Source organism: Pectobacterium odoriferum, from assembly GCF_009931295.1.
In the GTDB taxonomy this organism is placed as follows: Bacteria; Pseudomonadota; Gammaproteobacteria; order Enterobacterales; family Enterobacteriaceae; genus Pectobacterium; species Pectobacterium odoriferum.
In genome coordinates this window covers 3,750,394-3,777,052 of record NZ_CP034938.1, presented here as the reverse complement: position 1 = coordinate 3,777,052, position 26,659 = coordinate 3,750,394, and the positions used below count along the sequence as shown (strand labels likewise).

Below are 26,659 nucleotides of genomic sequence, written 5' to 3'. Positions count from 1 at the left end.
GCATGTCTGAAGGAAAAGTCTCACTTGCGGCGGGCAATGCCTGCGCAACCTGTAATCATCCCGATCCCTGTACCTATGAAATAACACTTGATGCATTTGATGAGAAAATCCATGTCTGGCCTGTTGAGCAGAATATTCATCTCAAAGTCCTGGATGATGGAACTGGCAGTCAGGGAACGATAAAAATAGAAGGGAAGTGCGAGAAACCCACCTGCCCGCAGGCTACGCTGGAAAGTGGAAATGAGAAAATTGCGTTAAAGAACGGCGCGCCAAACCCCATCACGCTCTATTACAAGAAACCCGCAGATAGCGATCAGGCTGATTTGCCCGTCGATCCAATATGGTCCTATTTCAATCGTATTCACTTGCCTTCTGATGCCATTGCCGCCCCCCATCGTTATCAGTTGATTACGCAGGGCTGCACGGGTAAAGCGAGTTATGCACAAATAGATGTTTATCCTGAAGTGGAGCTACGGGCTGTTATCGGTTTCAGCTATGAGCTAAGGGGAAAAGAACGCACCTGGAAAGAGCGGCGGGATGAACAGGCGGCTGCCAGAAAAAAGATGGAGAATACCCAGCCTAAAAATGGCAATAAACTGCGGAGTGGCTGGACATTGCAGACCGATCAGTTCCAAATCACGCAGGAGCAGAAGCTGAATATTGAGTACGGGCTGAAAATCGGTGGTACGGAATATTCGGCTAAGTTTGCCGAATTGACCCGTAATAAAGTCAAAACGGTCAAGACACTGGAACAGATTGGCAAAGTAGAGCGCTTTTTATCGAATATCAACAAATATCTCCTGCCCGATCCCGAAAAAAAGGGAACGCGCGAATATCGCCTCTTTGATTTCTCCGTTGAGCCGATTAATCTGGGGGTGTCCTATGCGTATCAGTGCAAGGACCGTGTTGATGATGCCACGCATTTTATGGGGCTGTACGCGGCACCCTTCCTTAGCATGAGTATGAAAATAGACCTGATACAGCTTCTGGCGGCCTATTGTAAAGTAGAACGTATTGCCGCGAAGTGCCGGGAATATATCGCGAAGGGCGGCAGTTCCCTCGAGTGTTATATAAAATTGACGGCAGAGCTGCATTTCTCTGTCGGTGCGGCCTATAAACAAGCGCAATGGACCTTCGCGCCAGAGGACGACAACAACAAGCTGGCTTTTCTGCTACAGGGGGTTGTCAGCACAGCCTTTGAAACAAAAGTGTTGTTTGTTGAAATTGCGCTAAAGGCCGAAGGAAGTCTTAAAACGGAAGCAGGAATGAAGCTGGATCCACATGATGATGGTATTGATTTGGTCGGATATCATGATGGTATCATGGCCGAAGTGGCATTAATGGCTGATTTTAAATCATCACCAGATCGTGGAATGAAAGGCAGTACAGACGATGAGTATTCCTACGAATCAACAACCGAACTGGCTGGGCCACTAAAAGCGGATGAGTCTGCGATGAGAATTAATTTGTTTGGTAAAGAGAGGGTTATCACTAAACCGGAAGTGATACCCGCTCAGCCGTGGGCAATGGGGTCTAACCCTAAATACAATAAAGCGAAAAAAATGAGTCAGGAGCCCTGGGCGATGGGCTCCAATCCGAAACGTTAGGAACACAAGGAAAGAAAATGGTCGGGAAATTTTTTCAATGGAAATGCCTAATACTGTCAGGAGTGATGATGATGTCTACCGCCAACGCAACTAATGAGCCGTTAAGGATCCGCAGCGTATTCGATATTAACTCGGCGTTTTGCGCTATCAAAACCAACGGCGTGCTTGGAATGGATAACCGAGATTCAGCGGTTGCAGGAAGAGGGTTTGGTACATCCAGCACTAACGCATTGCTTGCGCTGGAAAATGGAGAGAATGAAATTACAGTTGAAATCGGGGCGCTGGATTGGTTCTCACAGGAAACAATTGGTGATAATGAACGCAAAACATTTAAGCCAGATGCGGGGTGTAAAGTGGCCCTCACTGCATTTAAAGGCGAACAGTCAAAGGTATTAAGCCAGCTCACGATTGCTATCGGTAAAGACGGTATGCCTTATGCGCAATCAGGTGGAGAAGCGGACAGCGCTAAAGCTGAAAAAGCTACTGTAAAAAAAATCACTGCTCAGCAGGTTGAAATGGGACACCTCTCCTCGGATTATCTGATCGATAACTATTTCCCTGCTGGTATGGAGCTCTATCAGTTTACGCAGAAGGTTTATCTTAAAGGTATTCCTGAGTGGAAATGGACAAAAGCAGCCCCGTTTACAGGCAAGCCAGAACAGATTCAAGCGCTAAAAATCGCTTACCTCGATCTCTGGTACCTCCTAGCAGAAAAGAATGATATAGAAATAAAGAGATATCTTAATGAATCTTTGAAAGCATGGGCAATGACTACTGGAGATAGTATTGATGATGTTTACAAAAGTAATACATTTGTAGATGATTTAAAAAACCATGAATTTAAAATGATCAATATCAACTGGAATGATTATGAATTTGAGGTGATGAATGATAATAGAATGGTTCGATTTATAAATAAATCTGACCCAAGTTTTTCTCCTCTAATTTATTTCATAGTAAATGAAAATGGTAATAAGCGGCTTAGGGGGTATTCACCAATTTTTTCCTTCATTGATGGAAAATTTATTCCTGTTATTTGATCGCTGTTTACACTAAGGATTGTCGCATGGGAAACGCAGTTAAATTAGGCGATAGCGATACCGGGCACGGTAGTCATCCACCAACCTCCGTCGTGGCGGGTTCATCAACCGTTAAGGTTGACGGCCTACCGTTGGCTCGACAAGGCGATCCTCTGGCTCCGCACGGGCATAGCCGCATCATTAGCGGTGGTTCATCCAGTGTCTTTATTGACGGCAAACCCGCTGCACGTACGGGAGACACCGTTAGCTGTGGCGGTGTTATTATCGGCGGTGGAAGTGTGGCGATTGGGTAACTGGCTGTAATTCTTATGCACCATCCAGACGCTGGGAGCATATTTGCCGAAACTTCTTTTCCACTCAGGACGAACCAATAACGACAGGAGCGTTGATGTATCAATATGTGGCTTAAATATCTGTCTCGCTTTTTTAACGGCCCCGGTTTTCTGCTGTTACCGGTCATACTCTCTATCCTGCTTATCACTGCGGGTAAAGTTTGTCATCTGATCTTTGGCGATGCTTTTTTCAATATGCTCTTAACACCTGTTGGGATTATTGCACTGATTGTTGTGCCCGCTCTGCTATTTTATGGCATTTCGGCACTGCTGAATATCGCTAAGGATGATGACCTAGGTACGCCTGAATCTCCACAGGAAAAGGCCGCCCCCCGCAACGTTGCTACCCGCAGTCCAACAATAGACATCACTACCATTACGACAAAACGTACGCCGTTGTGGAAAATTGTGCTGAATAGTCTGACGCTTATCGCGCTAATACTGATTCCTTTTTTCGGCGTATTGGCCATTATCGCGTTTATGGGTATCGTGATTTTCCGCGTTGTGCAGCCATCAGCGCAGAGCCGTTTTATGCGTTTTCAGGAAATGTTACCCAGCAGTAAAGTGCGTTCAATGACGACCGGCATGGTTCAATTGGAAGGCAAACTGGTGGCGCAACAGCAGATGTTGGCACCACTGAGCGAAGAGCGCTGTATTGGTTACTACCACTGTGTTAGCGAAGAAAAGCGCGACCGTGAGGGGAGAACGCATTACCGAATAATTCATGAGGAGCAGTGCTGCCATCCATTTCTGCTGCGTGACAGTACAGGTAGCGTGCTGGTTGATGGCATTGACCTGGATTTCCATCTGTTATCGGCGAATGCACAGCAACGTAGTGGACGCGAAATTGAGCGAGAATATATTATTAAACAAGGCTCTAATTATCGGTTGATTGGTAACGCAGTACGTCGTGATGATGAATGGGTGATCACACGTGACAAACTGCATCGTGTATTTGGCATTGCCCCCATCGGCAATATTCAGCGCCGCAAAAAGTTAGATGTTGTGTTTGGCCGCGCTCGTTACTTTTTGGCCGGCACCGCTCTGGCGATAGCGTTGATACTCGCGGTTCCCATTGAAGTAAAACAAAATCAGGTTGTTATCCACTTCGAGCAGTTGTTTCCGTTCTCTTTTTCCTTTCCCTCACTGTAAACGAGTATGAAATGAGTTATCGCGTTGTTTTCCGCTGCCTTTAACCGTGGCATCAATGTGCTTCCCGCCCTGATGTTGGCGAAGATGATGTGTGATCATTTCCATCCGCTATTACAATTATCTCTGAAGAGACATGTCATGCTGACCTTACCTATTAATTTTCTGTTTCTGATGCAAGAGCCGGGCTACGCACTGTTAATCACTATCCTAAGCCCGTTGGCAACAATTATTATTGTTGGACCTTTCTTACACTCCCCGACATTTAAGTGGCTGAGTGGGGTATTGGCAGGAACTGCCGCAATCGTGTTTTTTCCAGGATTCGCACTGTCCATTATTCTGTTTTTCAGCGGGGTCAGTGGAGTAAAAATTTTGTTCTGCTGGCTGGCGCTACTTTTAGGCGTTCTGAGTTTTGTGCTGCTTAATCACCGCCAGCTCAGTGTGGTGGTCAGTGAATATAACCGTAAGACTGACCCTGACCTAGGTTGACACGTTTTCGATATTAAAACGCCCGATTAGGTGCATCAAGCGTTTGGTATTTTAGGGAGAGATGAAATCGCTCACGGTTATAGATTCGCACTGACTCATCAACCATCTCAGTAGATTACTGGTAGCCTTATAACACAGATAATATTTCAGGTTTGTCAGGTATTTAGGGTATTAGCTGAAGGCATACACGGCTAAAGTCACGGAATGCAACCGGAACTATTTTGGAGTTGAATCCGCCGTAAACGCTTACTCTTATTGTTATGGAAATGAGCGACTTATCGCCAAGTATAGTTTTTTACTATTAATAAGTACTCCTTCTATCGGTCATTCATTTCGTTAATTTACCACTAATTCAAACTTTCAGCATAATTGCGCATTCTGCGCAACTTCTTGCTCACTTTCTGGTTGAAATCACTTTTTGCGCAATGGATGCCGTTTTTTCACGAGGTCTGCGCAATTTTTTGCTCAAATTTTGCTTAAGTAAAATTTGAGTTAAGTTTTTTTATATTAAAAACAACAAGATAAAAGTTGGCATGTGAATTGCTATACAGAGCGTGAAGTTATTCAACTCGTTCAACAACAAGGAGCAAGACTATGCCAACTCCATGCTATATCAGCATCGAAGGGAAAACTCAGGGCAACATCACCGCGGGTGCTTTCACCTCTGACTCTGTCGGCAACATCTATGTGGAAGGCCACGAAGATGAAATGCTGGTGCAGGAATTCAAACACATCGTCACCGTACCGACCGACCCGCAGTCCGGTCAGCCATCTGGTCAGCGTGTGCACAAACCGTTCAAATTCACCGTGGCACTGAACAAAGCGGTTCCGCTGCTGTACAACGCGTTGTCTACCGGTGAAATGCTGCCCACCACCACCCTGAAGTGGTATCGCACCTCGGTGGAAGGCAAGCAGGAGCACTTCTTCTCTACCATCCTGACCGATGCCACCATCGTGGATATCGACTGCAAAATGCCACACTGTCAGGACCCGTCAAAACTGGACTACACCCAGTTGATTGAAGTGTCGCTGGCCTACCGCAAAATTGACTGGGAGCACACCGTTGCCGGGACTTCCGGCTCTGATGACTGGCGTGCACCGGTCGAAGCGTAATTCCCATCTAACCCGGGCTTGCCCGGGTTTTCTGTTTTTTTCTTTGGCGTGAGTTGTGATGTGAGCAGGCTCAGACCACAACTCAGGTATTTCATTTTAATCAGGATAGCGACGTGCCGCTCCAACGGGAGCGGGGGCGTGCGGTAGCCATGGCGAAGGAAAAAGGAGAAGGCAGGTGGCAAATAGCACAGGATTGCAGTTCACCGTAAAAGTCGGCGCGCTGGAGGCAGGCACCTTTGCGGTGGTGGATTTCAGGCTGGATGAAGGGCTGAACCGGCCTTTCAGCCTGTCGCTGAGTCTGGCAAGCGCGTTGCCGGATGTCGATTTCGGCGCGGTGCTGGACCAGCCGTGTGAGCTGATGATTTGGTATGAGGGCGAACTGAAACGTCGGGTTAGCGGGATTGTCAGTGGCTTCACGCAGGGCGACACCGGATTCCGACGCACGCGCTATCAGATGGAAGTCCGTCCGGCGCTGTGGCGACTGGGATTGCGTACCAACGCCCGCATCTTTCAGGCCCAAAAGCCGGAGGCGATTATTGGCGCACTGCTGGAAGAGTCTGGGATTACCGACTACGCCTTTGCGCTGCGCCATGAGCACGCGCCACGCGAATACTGCGTGCAGTATCGGGAAAGCGATTTAGCCTTTATCACCCGTCTGGCCGCTGAAGAGGGGATGTACTTCTTCCATGAGTTTGAGGAAGGCAAACACCGGGTGGTGTTTGCCGACGATGCGGGTGCGCTGACCAAAGGCCCCGAACTGTTCTTCAATCTGGCGACACAGGGGCTGAGTGAAGGCGAATATGTCCGGCGTTTCCACTACGCGGAGCGGGTGAGCACATCGGACGTCGAGTTGAAGGACTACAGCTTTAAGACACCGGCTTACGGGCTGTCGCACAAGAAGATGAGCAGTGAGCTGGCGCACCAGCGCGAAAGCTATCAGCACTACGACTATCCGGGGCGCTATAAGCAAGACCCGAGCGGCAAGGCGTTCAGCGGCTACCGGCTGGATGCGCTGCGCTCAGGGGCGGTGACGAGCGAAGGGGAATCCAACTGCGCGGGGCTGATGCCGGGCAACACGTTTACGCTGACGGAGCACCCGAATGCGACGCTGAACGCGGTATGGCAGACGGTGAGCGTCACGCACGTCGGGCAGCAGCCGCAGGCGCTGGAAGAGGAAAGCGGCGGCGAACCGACCACCATGAGCAACAGCTTTGCGGTGGTGAAAGGCACGACGACGTGGCGTGCGGCCATGCCCTACAAACCGATGGTGGACGGCCCGCAAATCGCGACGGTGGTTGGCCCAGCGGGAGAAGAGATTTACTGCGACCCGTATGGTCGGGTGAAACTGCAATTCCCGTGGGACCGCTACGGCGCGAGCAACGACCAGAGTTCCTGCTGGGTACGCGTCAGTCAGGGCTGGGCAGGCGGCCAGTACGGCATGATCGCCATCCCGCGCATCGGCCATGAAGTGATCGTCAGCTTCCTTGAAGGCGATCCGGATCAACCGATTGTGACAGGCAGAACTTTTCACGCGACCAACCCGACGCCATATGTTTTACCCGCACACAAAACGCGCACCACGCTGCGTACCGATACCCATAAAGGCAGTGGCTTCAACGAACTGCGGTTTGAAGATGAGGCGACGCGTGAACAAATTTATTACCACGCGCAGAAAGATATGGATGGTGTCATCAACAACATTCATCGACAGAGCGTGGGGCGCGATCAGCACCTCAGCGTGACTCAGGATCAGTTCCAGCGGGTCGATCGCCACCGCCATCGAACGATAGGGAAAGATGATTTTGAGAATATTGGTCAGGATCATCATCAGGAGATTGGGCGGAGTTTTATTCAGAAGATTGGTTCTTCCTTCAAGCGCTTTATCGGCGGGGGAGAAATTACCCGTATCGAAGGGAGTCGTCAGACCACGATGTCTGGCTCTGAAGAGACGCTGATTGGGGCGCACCAGCGTATTCTGGTCAATACGGACAGCTATCTGAAAGCCGCAGATATCGTGCTGGAAGCGGGGCAGGCTTTGACCATTAAAGCGCCTGGTGGTTTTATCAAGATTGATAGCGCGGGTGTCACAATTTCTGGGACGATTGTGAAGATCAATGATGGCGGTGCGGCGGGTGTAGGGACTGCGCCGGTGTCGATTACGCCAGAAGACCCTACGAAGCCGACGCTGCCGGATGCGCCAGACAGACGTTAAGGAGGAACTATGCCAGGTGCTGCACGTTTAGGGGATAGCTGTGCGGGTCACGGCTGTTTCCCTGCCACCCCGATTATCGAAGGCAGCGGTGATGTCATCATCAATGGCAAACCAGCGGCCCGTAAAGGCGATGGGGTTTTGCTCCATGCCTGCCCTTGCCCAAATATGCCTCATGGTGTGCACAATCGTGCCATATCCGCAGGGTCTGGTACTGTTATCATCAATGGAAAGCTGGCGGCGCGTATCGGTGATGCGATCGGCTGTGGCGGCTCGGTCGCTGCGGGGAGTGGGAACGTCATTATTGGCGACTCGCCCTATCAGTCCCCAGTGAAGCCGTGCGCTGAGCAATCGGCAAAAAGCCGTGCGCCTCTGCTGGCATTGACGCCAATGCTATTGCCGACGTTAATGGAGTGGGCTTCGGTCGCCGAGCTGCCCATTCTTGATGACCTGCTCTCCGTTGCTCAGCGTAAAGATCGCTATCTGGCGCGTGCCAAGTTGGCGACTGAAGCCGCGACGCTGCCGGGGTTAGCCGATGCGGCAAAACGGTTAGCGTTTAACAACGACAGTATCCTACGTGCCGAAGCGGCTCAGTACGTTTATTCGGTCGATGAATTCCGGCGAGGCGTGCTGGATAAACTGCCTAAGGCACCGGTTGGACTGGATATTCTGGATACGAGTCAGCTTCCTGGCCTGACAGACAATGATTTTATGGATAAGAAAACAGGGTTTGGTTCTGCCCTGTTCAAATCAGCAATTAATGGCGAAACGATGTTGACCTACCGGGGCACCAATAATGCGGTGACAGGCGTTAAAGACTGGTTGACTAACGCTGGGCAAGGTATGGGATTGGAGACGGATCAATACAATCAGGCTATGTATTTGGCAAAGCGGGTAAAAAACGTTCTTTCTCCGCCACCTGTCATCGTGGGGCATTCATTAGGCGGTGGTTTGGCATCGGCTGGCGTTGGCGTCACGGGATTGCCCGGCTATACCTTTAATGCTGCGGGTTTGCATAACAATACTGTGTCACGTGCAGGTGGTGCCGATTTGGCGAAAACAGCCTCTCTGATAACGACGCAGGCGGTGGATGGTGAGGTATTAACCATGGCACAAACCTACGGTAAGGCTTTGATTCCAGGCTTATTGTCTGGCGCAGGCGCATTGATTGGTGGAACCGCCGGTGCAGTGCTCGGGGGCGTCATCGGTGTTGCAAAATTACTGGAAGGGGGCCTGCCGAAAGCAAGCGGTGATATGATGGCACTTCCCGCAGTAGGGGGCTCGCCGATTGCGCGTCACGGTATGGATCAGGTGATTGCGGGTATTGAAAGCCAGAAAAAGGAAGATATCGGGAAGATAACCAATACATTCAGGGGAATATAATGCAATGGTTGGCACGTATAAAATGGGTAGGCGTCGTTATTCTGGGATTATTAACCGCTTGTCAGGCAGGAGGACACAGTATGCGGGCGAGTGAACTTTTTGAGCCTCCTGTGGTGGCGGTACTGGAAAATATTCAAAAAGGTGATGAATCAGCAGCTCGTCATCAGTTGTCACAGGGCGTTAACCTGAATATTCAGGGAAAAGAAGGTATCACGCCGCTGCTGTGGCTGATTTATGAAACCAAGGATAAAAAGGCCGTCACGCTGGCGCTTAAATTGGGTGTCGATCCAAACTATAAAGACGGCTTTGGTGACAGCGCCGTCAATTCCGTGGCGGGCGCAAAAGACCCTGACTGGCTGCGCATTATTCTGGATGCGGGAGGCGACCCGAATGCGATTGGGCGTCGTGGCCAGCCAGCAATATTTAGTGCTATTGGTGAGGAGCGCTGGGACGATATCAAATTACTCGTAGAGCGGGGAGCTGATTTGAACCTCGTTGATGGCTCCAAAGTAAACAGCGCCCACTATGCTGCTTATCTGAATAAATATGAAGTCGCCTATTGGCTGATAGAACAAGGCGCAGATAGTAATATTTATGATGATACAGGAAGTAATCTCGCTTTTACCGTGGATGACAGCTTATCCATTATGTCTCCTAAATCGCCTCACTACCCTTGGGCACTAAAGGTAAAACAGCTGTTGCTGGATCGCGGCGTTAAATTTCCACCGCTGTCACCTGCTGAAGTTCGGGATCGTTGGGAAAAGGGACTGCCAGTATAATTTTATTTTGATTCACGGTTTTTATTATTTTCCCTACGTCATAAAAATAAACTGCACTTCCCGACCAGATAATCATGCTGATTATCTGGTCGTTGCTGTCATGCTTAATACACGCCCAGGGTATTAAAACTTATCCCATTTAATTATAGGTAAATAGCCATGATAACAAACAGTTATACTCTGTTTGAAATCAGCCAGGTTGATGCGCCGTTGTACGCTATTATCTCGCCGCTGAGTTATCCCGAATTACCTGAATATTGGCAGGCTTTTCAACCTGCGGCGTCAGATATATGGCAGCAGCTGCATTTTGGCAAGGATACCGAAAACTGGCAGATGTGGGCGCCTATTGTGGTGAAAATAGAAGAAGGAAAACCAGGAGAAACATTACTGCATTGGCTGAATGAGACACAGCCAGCGCGACAGAGCGGTGTGATCCTCATGCATTGCGAGCTGGCATTGCAGCAGGTTATTGATTTTTGGCAGCAGCGCATTTTTTTGTCTCTGGCCTGATGGCACTCGAGCGCTATTTCGTAGCTATGCACCAGACGTTTTATCGGCCTGGTGGTCCACTCTGGATCGTGCTGCTCAAACGGATTTCCTCGGCTCGCTGAATAATATGTATTTACCCATAGTGAGTAGCGAACGTGGGGAATATCAGTTATTCGCACAACAGGAAATGAATAACGAAAATAAGAACGAAATTAAGAAAGACTATCAAATTAATTTAACGCGTTATCAATATTATCTTCTCGCTAATGACAATCGCCTACACCGGTTGGCAAATGAACTCTTTCTTTTTGTCAGCGCGAAATGTGTTTTTCCACTGGACATCGAAATAGTAAAAGCACGCTTTATTAGCGGCATTGCATTAGCAGAAAAATATTATCCCAAAGCCAGCGAAGCGGAATGTGAAGCCTGGTCCGCTCATCGCTGGGTACTCGGTAGTGAATTCTATTTGCACCCGATTTTTATTCATCTGACAGAGCGCTATTCGATTGCGGACAGTATTCGGATTTTTAAATCCGAACCTGAACGCATTGAGAGCGTGCAGCTTAATTACCATCGACCCGGTTGGATGCGGGGAGAGTTACCTGACATAACGGAGGTCACGCTGTGAGTGTATCGCAACCTTTCCTTGAACTGATGCCGGAAGATGACGCCGTCTGGCAAGCGCGTATTGCTCAGGGCGGCTGTTTTGTTATCGCCGAAGCGTCGATGAACGATGCTGTGCCGTGGCTGGCCGAACGCTGGGGGGGTAGCCTGGAACAGACGCGTTTGTACTGGGGTGAAGCGGGGCGCGTTCATGCCTCGGTATCGCCCTATTGCATCCCACTTCACGTCGCTAACTGGTCGCAGGTGAAAGAACACATCATCACTCAGCTGGGTTGGGGAATGGGTCTACAGCTGGAATGGTTTATGCAGGCATATTCGCCGCTCGATCAACTGCTTGAGGTTACGAAGCATCTGCGACAGTGGAGCCTGGTGACCTCACCTTCCGGGGAGAATGCCATCCTACGCGTGGGTGACTGGCAGGTGGTGAATCAGCTGTTATCCGCCAGTTCCGCACAAGAAGCCTGTGCGCTCTATGGCCCAATAGCCAGCTTCTGCGACATTTCCCCTGACGGCGTGGTACGTGCCTTAAATCTCACTGCCCGCGAACCACACTCTATTCCAGACATCCTGCCGCGCCAACTGAGTGACGAACAATGGCAAGCCATCATGGTGCCTTACGGACATCACAATCTGGCGCGCTATAGGGAACATCTGCGTGCTTACCATGCTGACTGGCAAAACGCGCCTGATGATGAACTACAGGCGTTTACTCATCAGCAGACGGAACAGGCGAAAAACAACGGCTTTAACAACGACCGCGATATCGTGCGCTGGCTGGCATTGGCGACAGAACTCTCGCCGGAATTTATTCATCAGCCCTGGGCAAAAAACATTCTGGTACAGCCTGAATACATTGGCACGCAAAGCCGTATGGATCGCCTGTATCAGGCAGCCATTGACCACCTGGACGAAGCATAAAATAAAAAGGACGTCATTTCATGAGTCAGGATAAAAGCAGCGCGTTAGCTGCCAGCGGGGATGCCGCAAAGCGTAATTTCACCACGGATAATAAAATTTCAGGGGGATGTACAACCTGTGGCTGCGAAATACTCGTGTATTACCACTACGATTCAGGCGACCCAATACCGAACGCCCCTTTTCAATTAACCGATAGCCGAGACCACAAGATAGAAGGCAAAACCGACGATAACGGAATGTTTTTTATCCATGATATGGGGTGTGGCACGTTTGAGCTGTTGATGGGGGAAGGCAGCGATACGTTTGATCCTCAGGAAACGGTGCAGAATAACCCCGTATTCCAGTCAAATCCGGAATATATGGCATTGTCTGGGGAGTATTTCTCTCTGTTCATCATACTGAGAGAAAAGGGATTTCTGGAATATAATGCTGTACAAAATGCGGTAGTGAGCAAGCTCAGTTTTTGGGAGTCTGTTCCTGACGAATACAAACCAGCTCTTAAACGTTTCCAAAAATTGGAAATGATCATCCGGCGTGACAACGGCCCATTAAAACAGGAGATCCGCCGGATTCAGCACCGACTGTCGGCAGAGGTGGCAAGTAAAGCAGCAAGTATTGATGATGCCGTGCTGTTGTTCTGTGAAGTGATTCTGGGCTGTATTCCCGTGGTCGGGCAAGCGATGGACGTCTATTTCCTTGGGGAATGGTGTTGGGATAGCTACAAAAAGCCCGAGCTGATGGAGGATACCATGCACCGTATTGACGGTGTGCTGTGTGTAATCGGCTTTGTTCCTGGTGCGGGTGATGCGCTGAAAATCAGCGGCAATGCCATTACTAAAGCCATGAGGAAATTTAAGGGTAACAAAACTCAGGATATTCAGGAAGCAACTCGAACTATTCGAAGTTTGAGTAATGGTGACGTGGTTAAATGGCTCACTGCTATACGCGGCGATATTAGGAAATACGCGCAAGATGGCAAAGCGCTGCTGATAACGATGAAGCAAGCGCTGAATTTACTGGTGACCGGCGCTTCTGGTGGGCGCAGTTGGATTGTTACCCTGATGGCGGATACCTTCCAGTTGCTTGTCAATGTACTTGGCTTATTAATTGAACTGTTTGACAGCGTAGTGGGCTTAATTGAAGCCGAATTCGCGGCGTTCATCCCTAAAATTATGACGCAGATTATCGCGAGTTCACTTCCAAAAGGAAGTTGTGATCTCTCGGCAATGGCAATGGATGTGCAAAAAGGTGAATCAGGCGACTATCGTACTGATGAGGAAATCGATGAGCACACTAAGCGAGCGTCAGCGTCTGACGGCTCTCTTGGCATTATGGCAACGGTGTTAGCGGCGACGATGGCTCTGGGACGTGGTGGCGGACATAACAAAGGTAAGCTCGGCGTATCTGAGACGGGGGCTGCTGGGGGGAAAAGCAATTCAACCGGATCGACACATGCTTCTCAGACTTCCCATACATCATCTGAGCAACCTCATTCCACGTCATCGGAAACGCCGCAGAGCGCTAAACCCAAAAGCGAGGCTAGCAGCGATAAAAAACCACCACAAAAACCTGACGAAGTAAAAAGCAAAGATGAAGCCACGCCGAAAGATGATAAGGAAACGATAGAACTACCTAAAGGTACGCAGCCTATAACGCCCGGTGCTGCTCATCCATCGAAGTCGGGTGACGATGGTGCAGCACAGAAGAAGGCTCGGGATCAGAACGACGGCACTGAGGCTGATTCTAATAATGGTGAGCAAAAGGGCGATCCCGTCGATATGGCAACCGGCGCGGTGGTGGAACAGCGCACCGACATTCAGGTAAGTAGCCCACTATCCCTGTCACTGCAACGCTACTATCGCTCCACGGGAAAACGTCACCCCGGTTTGCTGGGGACACTGTGGCGGACTAACTGGGATATCAGCCTGACGCTCGACAACGGGGTGGCTACGTTAACGGATGGTGAGTTCAATCAGGCATTCTTCGCCCTGCCCAATGAAGGGGAGATCAGTCGTTCATCGTCAAACCCACAATGGCGGTTGACCCGGCAGCAGGGTGAATTGGTGCTCCAGCATGTCGGTGGCCTGCGCTATCGGTTTGAATATGCGCTCGGCCTCCAGCTTTGTTTGACGTCTATCGACGATGCTGCGGGTAATCGAGTGACTTTCGAGTGGGTGTTGGGTGAACTGCGTTGGGTTGCGCTGTCGGACGGGCGTTTAATTCACGTCATATCGGAACACCAAAAGATCACGACACTTACGCTATGCACCCCGCAGCGCCAGCCCTTAAAAACGCTGGCGAGTTATACCTATGACGACCGTGGGCATTTACTGAGCGTACGGGCAGATGAGGGGCGTAATTTTGATTATCGCTACTCGTCGGAAGGCTGGCTGCTGCGCTGGTCGGATTTAGGCTCGACCTGGGTTGAGCACGATTACGATAAAAAAGGCCGGGCTATCCGGGACAGAACCTCGGAAGGCTACTGGCCGGGTCACTTTGAATACGACGATGACACCTTGACCAGCCATTACCATAGCGGGTTTGGTGGAGTATTCAGCTATGTGCGCGATGAGCGCAACAATATCCTGCTCAAACGTACACCCGACGGCGGTGAGACTCAGCTTGAATGGGCAGACAACCAACTGGTGGCAGAGACCGACCCGTTGGGTGGCCGCACGGCGTATCAGCGCAATGACTGGGGGCAGGTGACCGAGGTTACCCTGCCAGACGGCGCGACGCACCACTACGCGTATGACGATAACGGACAACTGCTGGCCTATATCGACCCGCTGGGCAGCGAATGGCATTACCAGCGTAATGCTGCCGGGCAGGTTGTGGAAGTGAACGACCCGGAAGGGCGCGAGTGGCTGTACCGTTATGGTGAAACAGGGCAACTGTCGACGGTGATAGGCCCGGATGGCGTGTTGCAGCGTTATCACTATAACCGCCGTGGCCTGCTGAGCCGCCTTGAGCGGGATAATGCACCGGCGGTGATGTTCCGGTATGACGACCTTGACCGCCTGACGGAGCGGCATATCGGGCATGAAGCGGGTGTGCAGGTGCGACGCTGGGAGTATGACGGCGTGCGCGAGTCACCGTCGAAAGTGGTGTACGAAGACGGCAGCGAGACGCGGTTTGGTTACGATGTGGAAGGTAACCTGACGGCGGTGACGGATGCGCTGGGGCAGCGCTACCAGTTCCGCTACGGGGCGTTCGATAACCTGCTGGAAGCGACCGACCCGCTGGGGGCGACGGTACGCTACCACTATAACGCGGAAGCGGAGTTCGCCGGGGTGACGAACAGTCAGGGACGGGACTGGACGTACAGCTTTGACCCCAGCGGTCGGCTGAGCGAGGAGCGGCATTACGACGGCCGGGTATACCGGTATCAGTACGATGTGGCAGACCGTCTGGTGCAGCGTACCGCGCCGGATGGCAGCGCACTGCATTACGAGCATGATGCGGCAGGGCGGATAACGCGCATTACCGCACAGAAAGCGGACGGGGAAACCGACGGCATTACCGAACTGGCGTATGACGTGGCCGGTCGGTTGACCAAAGCCGCCAGCCCGGATGCGGTGGTGGAATACGCCTATAACCGGGCGGGGCAGGTGACGTCGGAAACGGTGAACGGCGAGGCGGTACAGAGCGGTTATGATGCGGGCGGTCAGCGTGCGGTGGTCGAGGGGATACTGGCGCCGCTGCAACTGGCGTGGCAGTCGGGTCGGCTGTCGTCGTTGGGGATTGGCTCACACCAGCCGCTGCAGTTCAGCCACACGTCAGCGGGAGAAGAGCAGCGGCGCACTAACGGCAGCGGGTTTGCACTACGCCACGAGTGGAGTCCGACAGGGCTGCTGCAACGTCAGGCGCTGGAAGGGGCGGATGGCCGGGTGAATGACGTGCTGGAGCGGCGCTATCAGTACGATGTGCTGGACCGTCTGACGGGCATCAGCGACAGCCACTGGGGTGAGCAGGCATTCCGGCTGAACGGGGCGGGTCAGGTGACGGCAGAGCGTCGCGATGAGGGACGGCGGCGTCAGGCACGGCTGTTTGGCTACGACAGCGAACAGAACCTGTGCGAGGTGTCGCAGATAGCACCGGGTCTGGGTGAGACGCTGAAGGTGCAGGATGCGGTGGTGCAGGCGTCGGCGCGATACGATGCGGCAGGCCGGGTGGTGGAGCGGGGTCATACGCAGTACAGGTATGACGACTGCGGGCGTCTGGCGATGAAGCGGGAAACGCGTCCGGGGTTCAGACCGAAGGACACGCACTTTGACTGGGACGTGCAGGACCGTCTGGTACGGGTGAGTTTGCCGGACGGGGCGCGGTGGCGCTATCGTTACGATGCGTTTGGTCGCAGAGTCAGCAAGGTGCGCGAGGGACAGGTTCCGTCGGCACAGGCGGTGGCGCGGGTGGCGTACCGGTGGGATGGCGACCAGCTTATCGGTCAGCAGCAATACTATGCAGATGGCAGTGCCGCACGGGAAGTGCAGTGGGTATATGAGCCGGGTAGCTTCCGGCCGCTGGCGCAGGTGGAGGCGCAGGGCGACAGCACGCAACTGCACTATATCGTGACCGACCTGACGGGGACGGCGAGAGAGTTGTGCAGCGAGGAAGGGGAAATCCGCTGGCGCGGGGAACAGGGGCTGTGGGGCGCCCACCGCGAAGAGCGACGGCCTATCCCGCTGCGGCGCTACCTGGGTGATGCAGCAAACGAGGAAGTGTACTGTGAGCTGCGCTATCAGGGGCAACTGTACGATGCGGAAACGGGACTTTACTACAACCGGCATCGTTACTATGATACGGAGAGCGGGCAGTATCTGTCGTCGGACCCGATAGGGCTGCTGGGTGGAAATAGGCCTCAAGGTTATGTGCATAACCCGCTGGAGTGGGTTGACCCGCTCGGGCTTACGCCGAAGGAAGGCGGGAAAGATAAAACTGATGAGTCTTATAAAAATAGATCCTTACCCAGAGACAAACATGGGAATCCTGTTCCTGATGTTGATGCGCCTCATACTCAGTTGGGAATGAAGAAGGGTAGAAAAGGTGATTATCTTCAAGGTAGGGAATGGGGATACGATGACAATGGAAAACTTGTTCCTAAGAGGGATATAGATTTTACAGATCATGGTCGCCCAGGTAATCACCCTAATCCTCACCAGCATGATTTTGTCCCTAACCCGACTGGAGGAACACTTCAACATGGGCCAGCTAAGCCATTGGAGTATCCATGATGAAAGTTAAAATGGGTAAAATGTTTTCTCGCGAAAATATTAAGTTGCAGCTAAATGATCTAATAAAAAAAATTCCTGATAATAATTGGAATTGGCGTCTGTATGAAATAGATGCGATAGGTTGTGCGTTATATGGATTGTCTATGCCTGACTTCGAAGAATTGGTTTTATCGAAAGAGTACGGGTTAGAAATGTCGTGGGGTGAGGTGAAGTTACTAGCTAGTTATCTAGACGACATAAAGACATTTTTTATCGTGGCCAGTTCTGATTTATTATCATATGAGGATATTGATGTTGATAATTTAACTAATTGCTTTGCGATAATTAATGTCTTCGATAGTTCATTTTGGGAAGTTAAAATAAAATAGATAATAGCCGGAAGTGATCGCCACGATCCTTCCGGCTTTTTTATTTTATCGGCTTGCGTGTTACGCCAGCATATTCCCCACCTCTGCCCGAATGACTATCTTACCGGGCAGCACGTCAATGCTTAACGGCTGACCGAGTAACCCGCTCAGGGTGAGCCAGTCGCCTGCCAGAGTCAGTTCTCCGTTGTCACTGACCCAGTCTGCGCCTTCCGTCTCGTTGCCGCCGAGTTCCGCCATCAGCGCGGCAATATCAGTATCCTCATCCAGTCGTGTGAGTATCAGCCCGTTGCGATAGAGACTGATACGGAACATCGCCTCGGCGGTAAAACCCGCCTGTGCCAGTTCGTCGCCTGTTCCGGCATCATCCTTCAGCTAACATCAACGTCAACAGAACAGGGGTTGTCGGCCTGCGGCCTCCGCTGAAGGGCTTCACCTCGCCCCCGCCCCAACCCCGCTGCACTGGCTGCGCCCGGCTCGCAGTCGCAGGCTCCTTGCTCGTTCCCGTGCTCGCCATCTCCGCCCCGTGCGGCCCCCGCCGGGGGCCTCCCCGTTCAACATCTTGTCTTGTGGGCTTCGCCAGCCCGCACCCGGCAGACGCTTCACCGTCCCACAGGCAAGCTGCGGAACGGCTCGCGCCGCGATAAAACCCGGTTCATTAACACAACGACTAATGGCAGCGGCTGCCGCCGCTGCTATGATGCGAGGCAGGCAGACAGGGACGTCACAGCATGGCGGTAGCGTGTCCGGGGGTAAAAGTGCGCGTCGGGGTGTTCGGGTTACGGGCGTGTTAATGTGGCCGAAAACGCCTCCTGAAAAGGGTGTTGCTTCAATGGGTTAAGTGCGCTAAAAAGTACGACCGTGCCGGGATCGTCCCTATGACCCGATAGGGCTGCTTGGAGGCCGCAGACCGCAAGGGTATGTTCATAATCCTTTCATTTGGGTTGATCCGCTGGGACTTGCGCCGAAGGAAGGTGTTAAGTCTAGAGATATATTGAAAAAAGCTAGGGATGGAAATTATGCTATATCGTCAGAGCAACGTCAGAAGATAATAGATTCTATCGATAACCCTAAATTAAAGAGCATGTTTTCTGAATTATATCGTCCTGGCGCAAATGTTCCTGATGGAGGTACGGCAGCTTCTATTCTACATACAAAAAATACTGGGCAATTAATTGGTGGGTCTGACCATATAAATAAAGGTGAAAGTTATTTAGGTGCGCTTAAGAATCTTTCGAGTGGTTCAGGAAAGTACAAAAATGAAGTGCTGAGTGGTTCAGATAGAAGCTTGGCAAATTATATGATAGATGATTTAAGGGGAGCACTGGGAGATCTATGAAAAAGAATGAGTTAGTTAGTGTGTTGAGAGAAAAATTTCCTCTTTTCTCTCAAACTAATGACGATGATGATATGTATTTGTTATATGGATCTTTTGGATCATTTTTCATTGATTTAATTAATTTCCAATTTATAAATAGATGCGAGCCTAGGAATTATTTCTATGGTAACGTTGAAGTTATTTATAAAAATAAAGAGCTTATTGATAAGGAAATAGAAAAGATTTTTTTGTTTATTGATGAGGTTTATTTAAATTCAGATTTTGATGTCCGCGATGTATTAAATACATGTGTATTTGAAGCGATGGTGGGTAATGGTTTTAGCTATAATTTGGCTAGAAAATTCCTTAGCAAAGAGACTTACAGTCATTATCTAGAGATAACTAAAAGGGTTGTTTAGAAAAAGCCGGAAGTGATCGCAAAGATCCTTCCGGCTTTTTCATTTTATTAGTGGTAAGGTCAGTCGCTATAAATTAATCTGCGTCTCAATAATAATCCTGCCGCGCTCCACCGTAACGGTAACAGGTATTCCGGTAATAAAGCCCAATTCTTTGAGTCTGCGGCCTTTAAGGTTGATGGCGTAATATAAGTCGCTAATGCTAAACACATGAAAATCAGTATGATTGTATCGTGCAGGCAATATAACGTAATGCCAAGGTATGGCGGTAGCATGTAAAGTTCATCGTGAAGCGCCGCTACGGTCACTTCCAGTATCCCAGTAGAGTAGAAGACAGAATGAAATATATTACCTGTCAGAATTGTTATTCTAGTTACGAATCAGAAGAAGAACGTTGCCCGGACTGTAACGCGTCACAGGGAAAAAAAGATGATGGGTTGATTGTTTTCACAGATGATGTTCGAAGTGAAATATCTTGGCTTGGTGGTATTCTTTATTACATCATTCCACTTTTCTTTGAAAGATATATAGTTCCATGTGAATGGGGAGTGATATTTTTTGATAATAAAAATCAGTTCTCGTGGAATTATCTTTGCGGGATAATTGACTCTGTAGAAGTGAATGAATATGTTGAGGTTATTCATGGTAATGATAAAGACTATCTCTCTGTTGACAAAGGTAATCTAATTAAAAGAGAGACATTAAAATAAATAAAAGCCGGAAGCGATCACACGATCCTTCCGGCTATTTTATTTTAGCGTCTTGAGTTTTACGCCAGCATAGTCCACTGTTCAGCCCGAATGATTATCTTACCGGGCAGCCCCTCAATCCTTAACGGCTGGCCGAGTAACCCGCTTTGGGTGAGCCAGTCGCCTGCCAGTGTCAGTTCTCCGTTATCATTTACCCAGTCAGCGCCTTCCGTCTCGTGGCCGTCGAGTTCAGCCATCAGCGCGGCGATATCGGTATCTTCATCCAGCCATGTCAGTATCAGGCCGTTGCGATAGAGACTGGTGCGGAACAGGCGTATGATGTGGCTGGCCGGCTGACTAAAGCCGCCAGCCCGGATGTGGTGGTCGAAGGGATTCTGGCGCCGCTGCAACTGGCGTGGCAGTCGGGTCGGCTGTCGTCGCTGGGCATTGGTTCTCATCAGCCGCTGCAGTTCAGCCACACGTCAGCGGGAGAAGAGCAGCGACGCAGTAACGGCAGCGGGTTTGCATTGCGCCACGAGTGGAGCCCGACGGGACTGTTGCAGCGTCAGGCGCTCGAAGGGGCGGATGGCCGGGTAAACGACGTGCTGGAGCGCCGTTACCAGTACGATGTGCTGGACCGTCTGACGGGTATCAGCGACAGCCACTGGGGCGAGCAGGCGTTCCGGCTGAACGGGTCAGGTCAGGTAACGGCAGAGCGTCGCGATGAGGGACGGCGGCGTCAGGCGCGGCTGTTTGGCTACGACAGCGAACAGAACCTGTGCGAGGTGTCGCAGATAGCGCCGGGTCTGGGTGAGACGCTGAAGGTGCAGGATGCGGTGGTGCAGGCGTCGGCGCGGTACGATGCGGCAGGCCGGGTGGTGGAGCGGGGCCATACGCAGTACCAGTACGATGACTGCGGGCGTCTGGCGATGAAGCGGGAAACGCGGCCGGGGTTCAGGCCGAAGGACACGCACTTTGACTGGGACGTGCAGGACCGTCTGGTGCGGGTGAGCCTGCCGGACGGGGCGCGGTGGCGGTATCGTTACGATGCGTTTGGTCGCCGGGTGAGCAAGGTGCGCGAGGGACAGGTAACGTCGGCGCAGGCGGTCGCGCGGGTGGCGTACCGGTGGGATGGCGACCAGCTTATCGGTCAGCAGCAGTACCGGGCGGACGGGTCGGCAGCACGGGAAGTGCAGTGGGTATACGAGCCGGGAAGCTTCCGGCCGCTGGCACAGGTGGAAGCGCAGGGTGACAGCACGCAACTGCACTATATCGTGACCGACCTGACGGGAACCGCAAGAGAGCTGTGCAGCGAGGAAGGGGAAATCCGCTGGCGCGGGGAGCAGGGACTGTGGGGGGCACACCGCGAAGAGCGACGGCCTATCCCGCTGCGGCGCTACCTGGGTGATGCAGCAAATGAGGAAGTGTACTGCGAGCTGCGCTATCAGGGGCAACTGTACGATGCGGAAACGGGGCTTTACTACAACCGGCATCGTTACTATGATGCGGAGAGCGGGCAGTATCTGTCGCCGGACCCGATAGGGTTACATGGTGGCATTCGACCTCAGGCGTACGTCCACAATCCGCTGGAGTGGGTTGATCCGCTGGGGTTGGCACGGTCTGTTTGTCAGGCTCGCTATGAAAGGTATAAAGACTATCGCTCACAAGGATATTCGGCTGAAGAGGCTGCGAAATTATCCAAAGGAGCTAACCCTGCAATGATTACCCCTGGCTCTCTTCCTGCTGCGGAAGAAGCAGCAGTAAATAGAACGCTAGGACATATTGATAACGGAGATAAACCTGCTGGAGCTCTTGGGAAAAAATGGGGAACTACATTTAAAAATCATCAAGGTGAATTGCCTGGTGGAAGTGGTGCAAATTCTCCTTATAGCGAGTATCGAGTAGATCCCGGTCCCGGTGTAAGTGGAGCTGGAGCTAGACGAGTTGTTGTCAACAATAATACAGGTGAAACATATTATACATGGACGCATTACGGTGATTCAGGAAACCCATCTTTTGTGAGGATTAGATGATATGTCTTTTAATTTTTTCCAAGCAAATGAATTGGATGCTCTATCTAGTGAGTATGAGAAAAATGGATATGTGATAATTAAATCCTGTTTCAGCCAAGCGAATGATATATATGACGTTTTTTATGAAATAAGAATATCTCTACCTCTAGATCCGCCATTATATAGTAGATGCAATTTTGATGCTTTTTCTGATTCTATGTTTAGTGGTTTGGACTCACTTGAAAATGATAAAGTGTGTGTCTTTTTAGTGGATATTAAGAAAGCTCTTAGAGATGACAGTAAAAGTTATAATATTTTACTAGATATATTTTCTGATAACTTGTCTTATCTTGAAACTGAAGGGAAAGAGGTTGTTTTATTTATTAGCTAATTAAAAAAGCCGGAAGTGATCTAACGATCCTTCCGGCTTTTTATTTTATGGTCTGGTTAACCGCTATAAATTAATCTGCGTCTCAATAATAATCCTTCCCCGTTCTACCGTCACATTCACGGGCATCCCAGTAATAAATCCCGACTCTTCGAGCCAGCGGCCTTTAAGGTTGATGGCGGAGGGCGGGTTGGCCTGCCGTTTTACTCGCCTCATCCTAAGGCTCGCCCTGCGGGCTAGCTAAAGCTGTTCAAGTCTGTTTGCAACAGGCTTGTGCGGGGCGTATTCCACGGTGTAGTAACGTTCTATTTTGGTGAGTTTATTCTCATGAAGACGGCAGCGAAACGCGGTTTGGTTACGATGTGGAAGGTAACCTGACGGTGGTGACGGATGCGCTGGGTCAGCGTTACCAGTTCCGCTATGGCGCGTTTGATAACCTGCTGGAAGCGACCGACCCGCTGGGGGCGACGGTGCGCTACCACTATAACGCGGAAGCAGAGTTCGCCGGGGTGAAAAATAATTAGGGACGCGGCGTACGATACTGAAAAAAGGAAGAGATCAATCTGTATCGTTACTTATCCTCGTTTTTAATAATTATTTTCTTAATCCTTGTTATATTTATTTATGATCGAATTTAATCATTAGCAGTGTAAATAAAAATACTGAATATGTTATTCAGTATTTTTTTGTATTCGCGTAAAGATTTTATTCTATTGTTTCTACGCCACTGCTATGCAGTTTATTCCCTTTTTTAAACTAATGTAAAGTAATGAGGTTGTTTTGTATATGATGAATAATGAATTAGTTTCATCGCTAATATTAAGTGAGTTAATTCAATATCGGCGTAGATTTACCCAGTCGACAAAATCAATTAGCGAAGAAGAGTCTCAGGTGACTCAGGTTCAATTACCCAGAATTCGAGCGTTTGTTGAAGAGGGGCGTCAAATTGAACTCATTCTTCCTGCGTTTCCAGTTAAATCTCCGAACCCTTATAAAGTGCTGGGTAGAGTACCGGATATGGCGGAGCGTTTGTCCCTGATCTTTCTGAATTCACTATGCCAGCGTATTCAGCTTTATTATCCGGCAGGAGCGCACATCCGTATTTGCTCGGATGGACATGTATTCGGTGACCTGATTGGGACTAGTGACGAAACGATTAACACCTATCAGGATGAGATTGAAAATTTACTGCATGAGTTGGGAGCCGTTCATCTCAGCGTCTTTAATCTTAAGGACGTAGAGAATATGGCGCCACTTACTGCTGACTATGATCATCTTCGTCGGCGGTTGGTTGAGGACTACGCCGAATCAGAAGAGGAGATCAAGGCGCAGCTCATGCAGAGCGAAGAAGGTTTGCAGCTTTATCGTTCAATAACCCGCTTTCTCTATGAGGATAGCCTGCGGCCTGACTATACCGGCTCTAATGCGGCGTTACAGAAGGATGCCAAAAAACGCGCGTGTGGCGTTATTCAACGCAGCTGGGCGTGGGGCAATCTGCTTGCTGAACAATTCCCAGATGCCATCCGGTTGTCTATTCACCCTCAGCCTTCGGACAGCCTGAAGCTAGGTATTCATATGATGCCCACGAAGGACGATTGGTTGACGCCCTGGCATGGTGTGGCCGCCAATGTTAATGGGCAGTTTGTGCTGATGAAGAATGCCGATGCACAGCAGTTGGACGGTGAGGTTGTGGAGATCCGCGGTACGCCTAGCCATTACTTAGTTAAGCAGCCTGATATGGCATAAGCGTTATCGTTCACCGAGACATCGAGATTGTCATCTTATAAAGGAATATACACGATGGAAAATAGCATGAACTGCCGCATTGAACCGCTTTCCCCTTTTGGCGCGCTGCTGACACCCGTTGAAACGGGGCAGAGCATTGCCACACTACCGATTGATACATTGCGTGAGCTCGCCCGCGAACATCATCTTCTGGTACTGCGTGGGTTCTCTTCTGGGTTTTCCGATCCTGAAACGTTGACCGAGTATGCCGGGCACTGGGGGGAAATCATGATGTGGCCTTTCGGGGCTGTGCTGGACGTCAAGGAGCATGCGGATACCAAGGATCACATCTTTGATAACAGCTATGTGCCGCTGCACTGGGATGGAATGTACAAACCAACCATCCCCGAATTTCAACTGTTTCACTGCGTTTCTGCGCCGGGGCAGGATCAAGGCGGGCGTACCACGTTTGTCGATACCACGCGTTTGTTGGCAGAGGCTAATGCACAATTAGTCGATGAGTGGCGGCGTGTTTCTATCACTTACCGTATTAAAGCCGTTGTGCATTACGGTGGTGAAGTCACGTCTCCATTGGTCATCCCGCATCCCAACGGCACGGGTGAGATTATGCGTTATAACGAACCGCCAACCGAAGGGGAGCGTTTCCTTAATCAGCATGCGCTCGAATACCACAATGTTACGCCGGAAACGCAAAACGCATTTAGCCAGACGTTACGGCAGCATTTGTACGATCCCCGCTATTACTATGCGCATCAATGGCTACAGGGCGATGTTGTCATAGCCGACAATTTCTCGCTGCTGCATGGCCGTGAAGCCTTTACGGCGCATTCTGCACGCCACCTCCAGCGCGTGCATATTCAGGGCACCCCGATTTGTGTGAATACCTGCATCGATAACGCAGCATAAGGAAAAGTATCATGGCACATATTCTTATGGCGGCGATGGCGACGCCGGGGCACGTTTACCCTTTACTGACTATCGCTCGCTATCTGGTTGAGCAAGGGAACGATGTCACGCTGTTTAGCGGCGAGTTGTTTCGTGAGCAGGTGGAAGCGGCTGGCGTCGGGTTTATCCCTTTTAGCGATGACATTGATTTCGACTACCGGCACCTTGAGCAGCATTTCCCCCAACGCGCGATGTTGCCGCCGGGTAACGCGCAGATGGCTCTGGCTCTGAAAGATTTCTTTGCGGCCCCGATTCCACTGCTGGATAGCCAACTACGTGACGCATTGGCAAAGACCCGCGCCGATTTGCTCATCGTTGAAAACTGTTTTTATGGTGTCTTGCCGCTGCTGTTCTCCAAAGAGCGGCCGCCCGTCATCGTAATAGGTGTTACGCCATTGTCCTATTCGACGCGAGATTCTGTTTTCTATGGGCCTCGTATTCCTCCCAAATTGTTGCCGCCTGACCTGAGCCATGAACAACTGGTCGATGAAGAAACGCGGGGATTGATGAGCGAGGTTCAGCACGCGTTTAATCATGCGATGGTGCAGTCGGGAGGAAAGCCTCTCGAACAGCCTTTTATGGATACGCTGATTGGCCGTTGCGATCGTTTCTTACAGTTATCCACCACTGAACTTGAGTATCAGCGTGATGATTTGCCACCAAGCGTGCGATTTATTGGGCCCTTATCCCACCACGCAGCAGCAGAGCGTGTTCCGCAATGGTGGGCACCGGACGACAAGCGGCCACTGATTATCGTTTCACAAGGCACATTGGCGAATGTCGATCTCCAGCAGCTCATTGGGCCAACGCTGCGCGCATTAGCTGACTTACCTGTCAGAGTGCTGGCGACCACTGGGGGGCGTTCGGTTGATTCGCTGCAAGCCTCCTTGCCTGAAAATGCCAGAGTGGTGAGTTTCCTCTCTTATGACGATTGGCTGCCAAGGGCGTCGATTGTCATCAGCAATGGTGGATACGGTTCGATTAATGCTGCGCTGAAAGATGGCGTTCCCTTAATTGTGGCCGGTGTTGGGGAAGATAAGCAGGAAGGTGCTGCGCGTGTGGTATTTGCCAAATGTGGGATTAACCTGCAAACCAGTACGCCGAGTGAACAGCAGATTAAGCTGTCTGTTATTGAGATATTAGAGGATCCTGGCTATTTACAGCGTGCAAGGTGGATTCAGGCAGATTATGCAAGCCATGATGCGCTTGCTCTGATTAAGGCCGAAGTGAATGCGCTATCCCTTCCAAATGAATGTCCGCTAAAGGAGGGCGGTATAACATCAGGTAAGGATGTTTCTCTGCTTCGCGTTTAGCCATTATTTCATCGTAATAACGTGCTGAAATCGGTCACGCGTTATGGGGTGAAACCGTGCCCCATAACGCTATTGCGGATCATGTTTTTTAAAATAGAATA

Annotated in this window: 22 protein-coding genes and 4 pseudogenes; 22 read left to right on the top strand and 4 right to left on the bottom strand. The window is 50.6% G+C overall.

Annotation, left to right across the window (positions count from 1 at the left end; genetic code table 11):
- Positions 1 to 2 precede the first annotated feature (2 nt).
- The 13 genes and pseudogenes from EO763_RS17100 (at position 3) to EO763_RS17040 (ending at position 17,734) form a co-directional block, all read left to right on the top strand.
- Entirely contained in the window at positions 3 to 1,607 is a 1,605-nt protein-coding gene (locus EO763_RS17100; protein ID WP_244322016.1) for a hypothetical protein, read from the top strand.
- A 65-nt stretch (positions 1,608 to 1,672) separates the two neighbouring features.
- The gene (locus EO763_RS17095; protein WP_244322015.1) at positions 1,673 to 2,647 is read left to right on the top strand and encodes a hypothetical protein; all 975 of its coding nucleotides are present in this window, start codon (positions 1,673 to 1,675) and stop codon (positions 2,645 to 2,647) included.
- A 26-nt stretch (positions 2,648 to 2,673) separates the two neighbouring features.
- A complete protein-coding gene (locus EO763_RS17090) occupies positions 2,674 to 2,940 on the top strand; it encodes a type VI secretion system PAAR protein (RefSeq protein ID WP_039495236.1) in 267 nt (88 codons plus the stop codon).
- Between the two features lie 105 nt (positions 2,941 to 3,045).
- Positions 3,046 to 4,131: a hypothetical protein gene (locus tag EO763_RS17085; RefSeq protein WP_161529664.1), complete on the top strand. Its 1,086-nt coding sequence runs from the start codon at positions 3,046 to 3,048 to the stop codon at positions 4,129 to 4,131.
- Between the two features lie 24 nt (positions 4,132 to 4,155).
- Complete coding sequence (locus tag EO763_RS17080) at positions 4,156 to 4,617, top strand: hypothetical protein (RefSeq protein WP_161529663.1); 462 nt, start codon at positions 4,156 to 4,158, stop codon at positions 4,615 to 4,617.
- Positions 4,618 to 5,211: 594 nt separating this feature from the next.
- Positions 5,212 to 5,730, top strand: coding sequence for an Hcp family type VI secretion system effector (locus EO763_RS17075; RefSeq protein WP_039276651.1), 519 nt, complete (start codon positions 5,212 to 5,214; stop codon positions 5,728 to 5,730).
- Positions 5,731 to 5,905: 175 nt separating this feature from the next.
- Entirely contained in the window at positions 5,906 to 7,942 is a 2,037-nt protein-coding gene (locus EO763_RS17070; RefSeq protein WP_161529662.1) for a type VI secretion system Vgr family protein, read from the top strand.
- 9 nt (positions 7,943 to 7,951) lie between these two features.
- Positions 7,952 to 9,322, top strand: coding sequence for a Tle-like phospholipase domain-containing protein (locus EO763_RS17065; RefSeq protein ID WP_161529661.1), 1,371 nt, complete (start codon positions 7,952 to 7,954; stop codon positions 9,320 to 9,322).
- 80 nt (positions 9,323 to 9,402) lie between these two features.
- Complete coding sequence (locus tag EO763_RS17060; RefSeq protein ID WP_161530428.1) at positions 9,403 to 10,101, top strand: ankyrin repeat domain-containing protein; 699 nt, start codon at positions 9,403 to 9,405, stop codon at positions 10,099 to 10,101.
- Positions 10,102 to 10,260: 159 nt separating this feature from the next.
- Positions 10,261 to 11,218, top strand: a pseudogene (locus EO763_RS17055) (DUF4123 domain-containing protein).
- Positions 11,215 to 12,132 carry a DUF4123 domain-containing protein gene (locus EO763_RS17050; protein ID WP_161529660.1) on the top strand — a complete coding sequence of 306 codons (918 nt, stop codon included), beginning with the start codon at positions 11,215 to 11,217 and terminating at the stop codon, positions 12,130 to 12,132. Before EO763_RS17055 ends, EO763_RS17050 begins: the two are co-directional and overlap by 4 nt.
- A 20-nt stretch (positions 12,133 to 12,152) precedes the next feature.
- On the top strand, positions 12,153 to 17,366 hold the full coding sequence (locus tag EO763_RS17045) for an RHS repeat-associated core domain-containing protein (protein WP_244322012.1): 5,214 nt from the start codon (positions 12,153 to 12,155) through the stop codon (positions 17,364 to 17,366).
- The gene (locus EO763_RS17040) at positions 17,363 to 17,734 is read left to right on the top strand and encodes a hypothetical protein (RefSeq protein WP_161529659.1); all 372 of its coding nucleotides are present in this window, start codon (positions 17,363 to 17,365) and stop codon (positions 17,732 to 17,734) included. Before EO763_RS17045 ends, EO763_RS17040 begins: the two co-directional genes overlap by 4 nt.
- A 60-nt stretch (positions 17,735 to 17,794) precedes the next feature.
- On the opposite strand, the gene EO763_RS17035 is transcribed toward EO763_RS17040, so the two are convergent.
- Entirely contained in the window at positions 17,795 to 18,106 is a 312-nt protein-coding gene (locus EO763_RS17035; RefSeq protein ID WP_244322100.1) for a SymE family type I addiction module toxin, read from the bottom strand.
- Positions 18,107 to 18,725: 619 nt separating this feature from the next.
- On the opposite strand from EO763_RS17035, the gene EO763_RS17030 reads away from it, so the two are divergent.
- Positions 18,726 to 19,070, top strand: coding sequence for a hypothetical protein (locus EO763_RS17030; protein ID WP_161529657.1), 345 nt, complete (start codon positions 18,726 to 18,728; stop codon positions 19,068 to 19,070).
- Positions 19,067 to 19,468, top strand: coding sequence for a DUF7674 family protein (locus EO763_RS17025; RefSeq protein WP_161529656.1), 402 nt, complete (start codon positions 19,067 to 19,069; stop codon positions 19,466 to 19,468). Before EO763_RS17030 ends, EO763_RS17025 begins: the two co-directional genes overlap by 4 nt.
- 66 nt (positions 19,469 to 19,534) lie before the next feature.
- Here the strand turns inward: EO763_RS17025 and EO763_RS17020 are convergent, their stop codons facing one another.
- Complete coding sequence (locus tag EO763_RS17020) at positions 19,535 to 19,675, bottom strand: SymE family type I addiction module toxin (protein WP_244322011.1); 141 nt, start codon at positions 19,673 to 19,675, stop codon at positions 19,535 to 19,537.
- Positions 19,676 to 19,803: 128 nt separating this feature from the next.
- Between EO763_RS17020 and EO763_RS17015 the strand changes: the two genes are divergently transcribed.
- Positions 19,804 to 20,175, top strand: coding sequence for a hypothetical protein (locus EO763_RS17015; protein ID WP_161529655.1), 372 nt, complete (start codon positions 19,804 to 19,806; stop codon positions 20,173 to 20,175).
- Between the two features lie 59 nt (positions 20,176 to 20,234).
- Here the strand turns inward: EO763_RS17015 and EO763_RS23975 are convergent, their stop codons facing one another.
- Positions 20,235 to 20,531 (bottom strand): SymE family type I addiction module toxin, encoded by a 297-nt coding sequence (locus EO763_RS23975; protein WP_425281366.1) that lies wholly within the window; start codon positions 20,529 to 20,531, stop codon positions 20,235 to 20,237.
- On the opposite strand from EO763_RS23975, the pseudogene EO763_RS17005 reads away from it, so the two are divergent.
- Positions 20,487 to 22,187 (top strand): annotated as a pseudogene (locus tag EO763_RS17005) (RHS repeat-associated core domain-containing protein); the annotation flags it as partial. The gene EO763_RS23975 and the pseudogene EO763_RS17005 overlap by 45 nt on opposite strands.
- Position 22,188: 1 nt before the next feature.
- Positions 22,189 to 22,557 carry a barstar family protein gene (locus EO763_RS17000; RefSeq protein ID WP_161529654.1) on the top strand — a complete coding sequence of 123 codons (369 nt, stop codon included), beginning with the start codon at positions 22,189 to 22,191 and terminating at the stop codon, positions 22,555 to 22,557.
- Positions 22,558 to 22,620: 63 nt separating this feature from the next.
- Here the strand turns inward: EO763_RS17000 and EO763_RS23970 are convergent.
- Positions 22,621 to 22,863: pseudogene (locus EO763_RS23970) on the bottom strand (SymE family type I addiction module toxin).
- 17 nt (positions 22,864 to 22,880) lie between these two features.
- On the opposite strand from EO763_RS23970, the pseudogene EO763_RS16990 reads away from it, so the two are divergent.
- From EO763_RS16990 to EO763_RS16975, 4 genes and pseudogenes are all read left to right on the top strand, one after another.
- Positions 22,881 to 23,075: pseudogene (locus EO763_RS16990) on the top strand (RHS repeat domain-containing protein); the annotation flags it as partial.
- A 265-nt stretch (positions 23,076 to 23,340) separates the two neighbouring features.
- The gene (pvcA, locus tag EO763_RS16985) at positions 23,341 to 24,300 is read left to right on the top strand and encodes an L-tyrosine isonitrile synthase (protein ID WP_373367349.1); all 960 of its coding nucleotides are present in this window, start codon (positions 23,341 to 23,343) and stop codon (positions 24,298 to 24,300) included.
- 54 nt (positions 24,301 to 24,354) lie between these two features.
- Positions 24,355 to 25,206 carry a TauD/TfdA dioxygenase family protein gene (locus EO763_RS16980; RefSeq protein ID WP_161529650.1) on the top strand — a complete coding sequence of 284 codons (852 nt, stop codon included), beginning with the start codon at positions 24,355 to 24,357 and terminating at the stop codon, positions 25,204 to 25,206.
- Between the two features lie 11 nt (positions 25,207 to 25,217).
- Positions 25,218 to 26,558 (top strand): glycosyltransferase, encoded by a 1,341-nt coding sequence (locus EO763_RS16975; RefSeq protein WP_161529649.1) that lies wholly within the window; start codon positions 25,218 to 25,220, stop codon positions 26,556 to 26,558.
- The last annotated feature ends 101 nt before the right edge of the window (positions 26,559 to 26,659 follow it).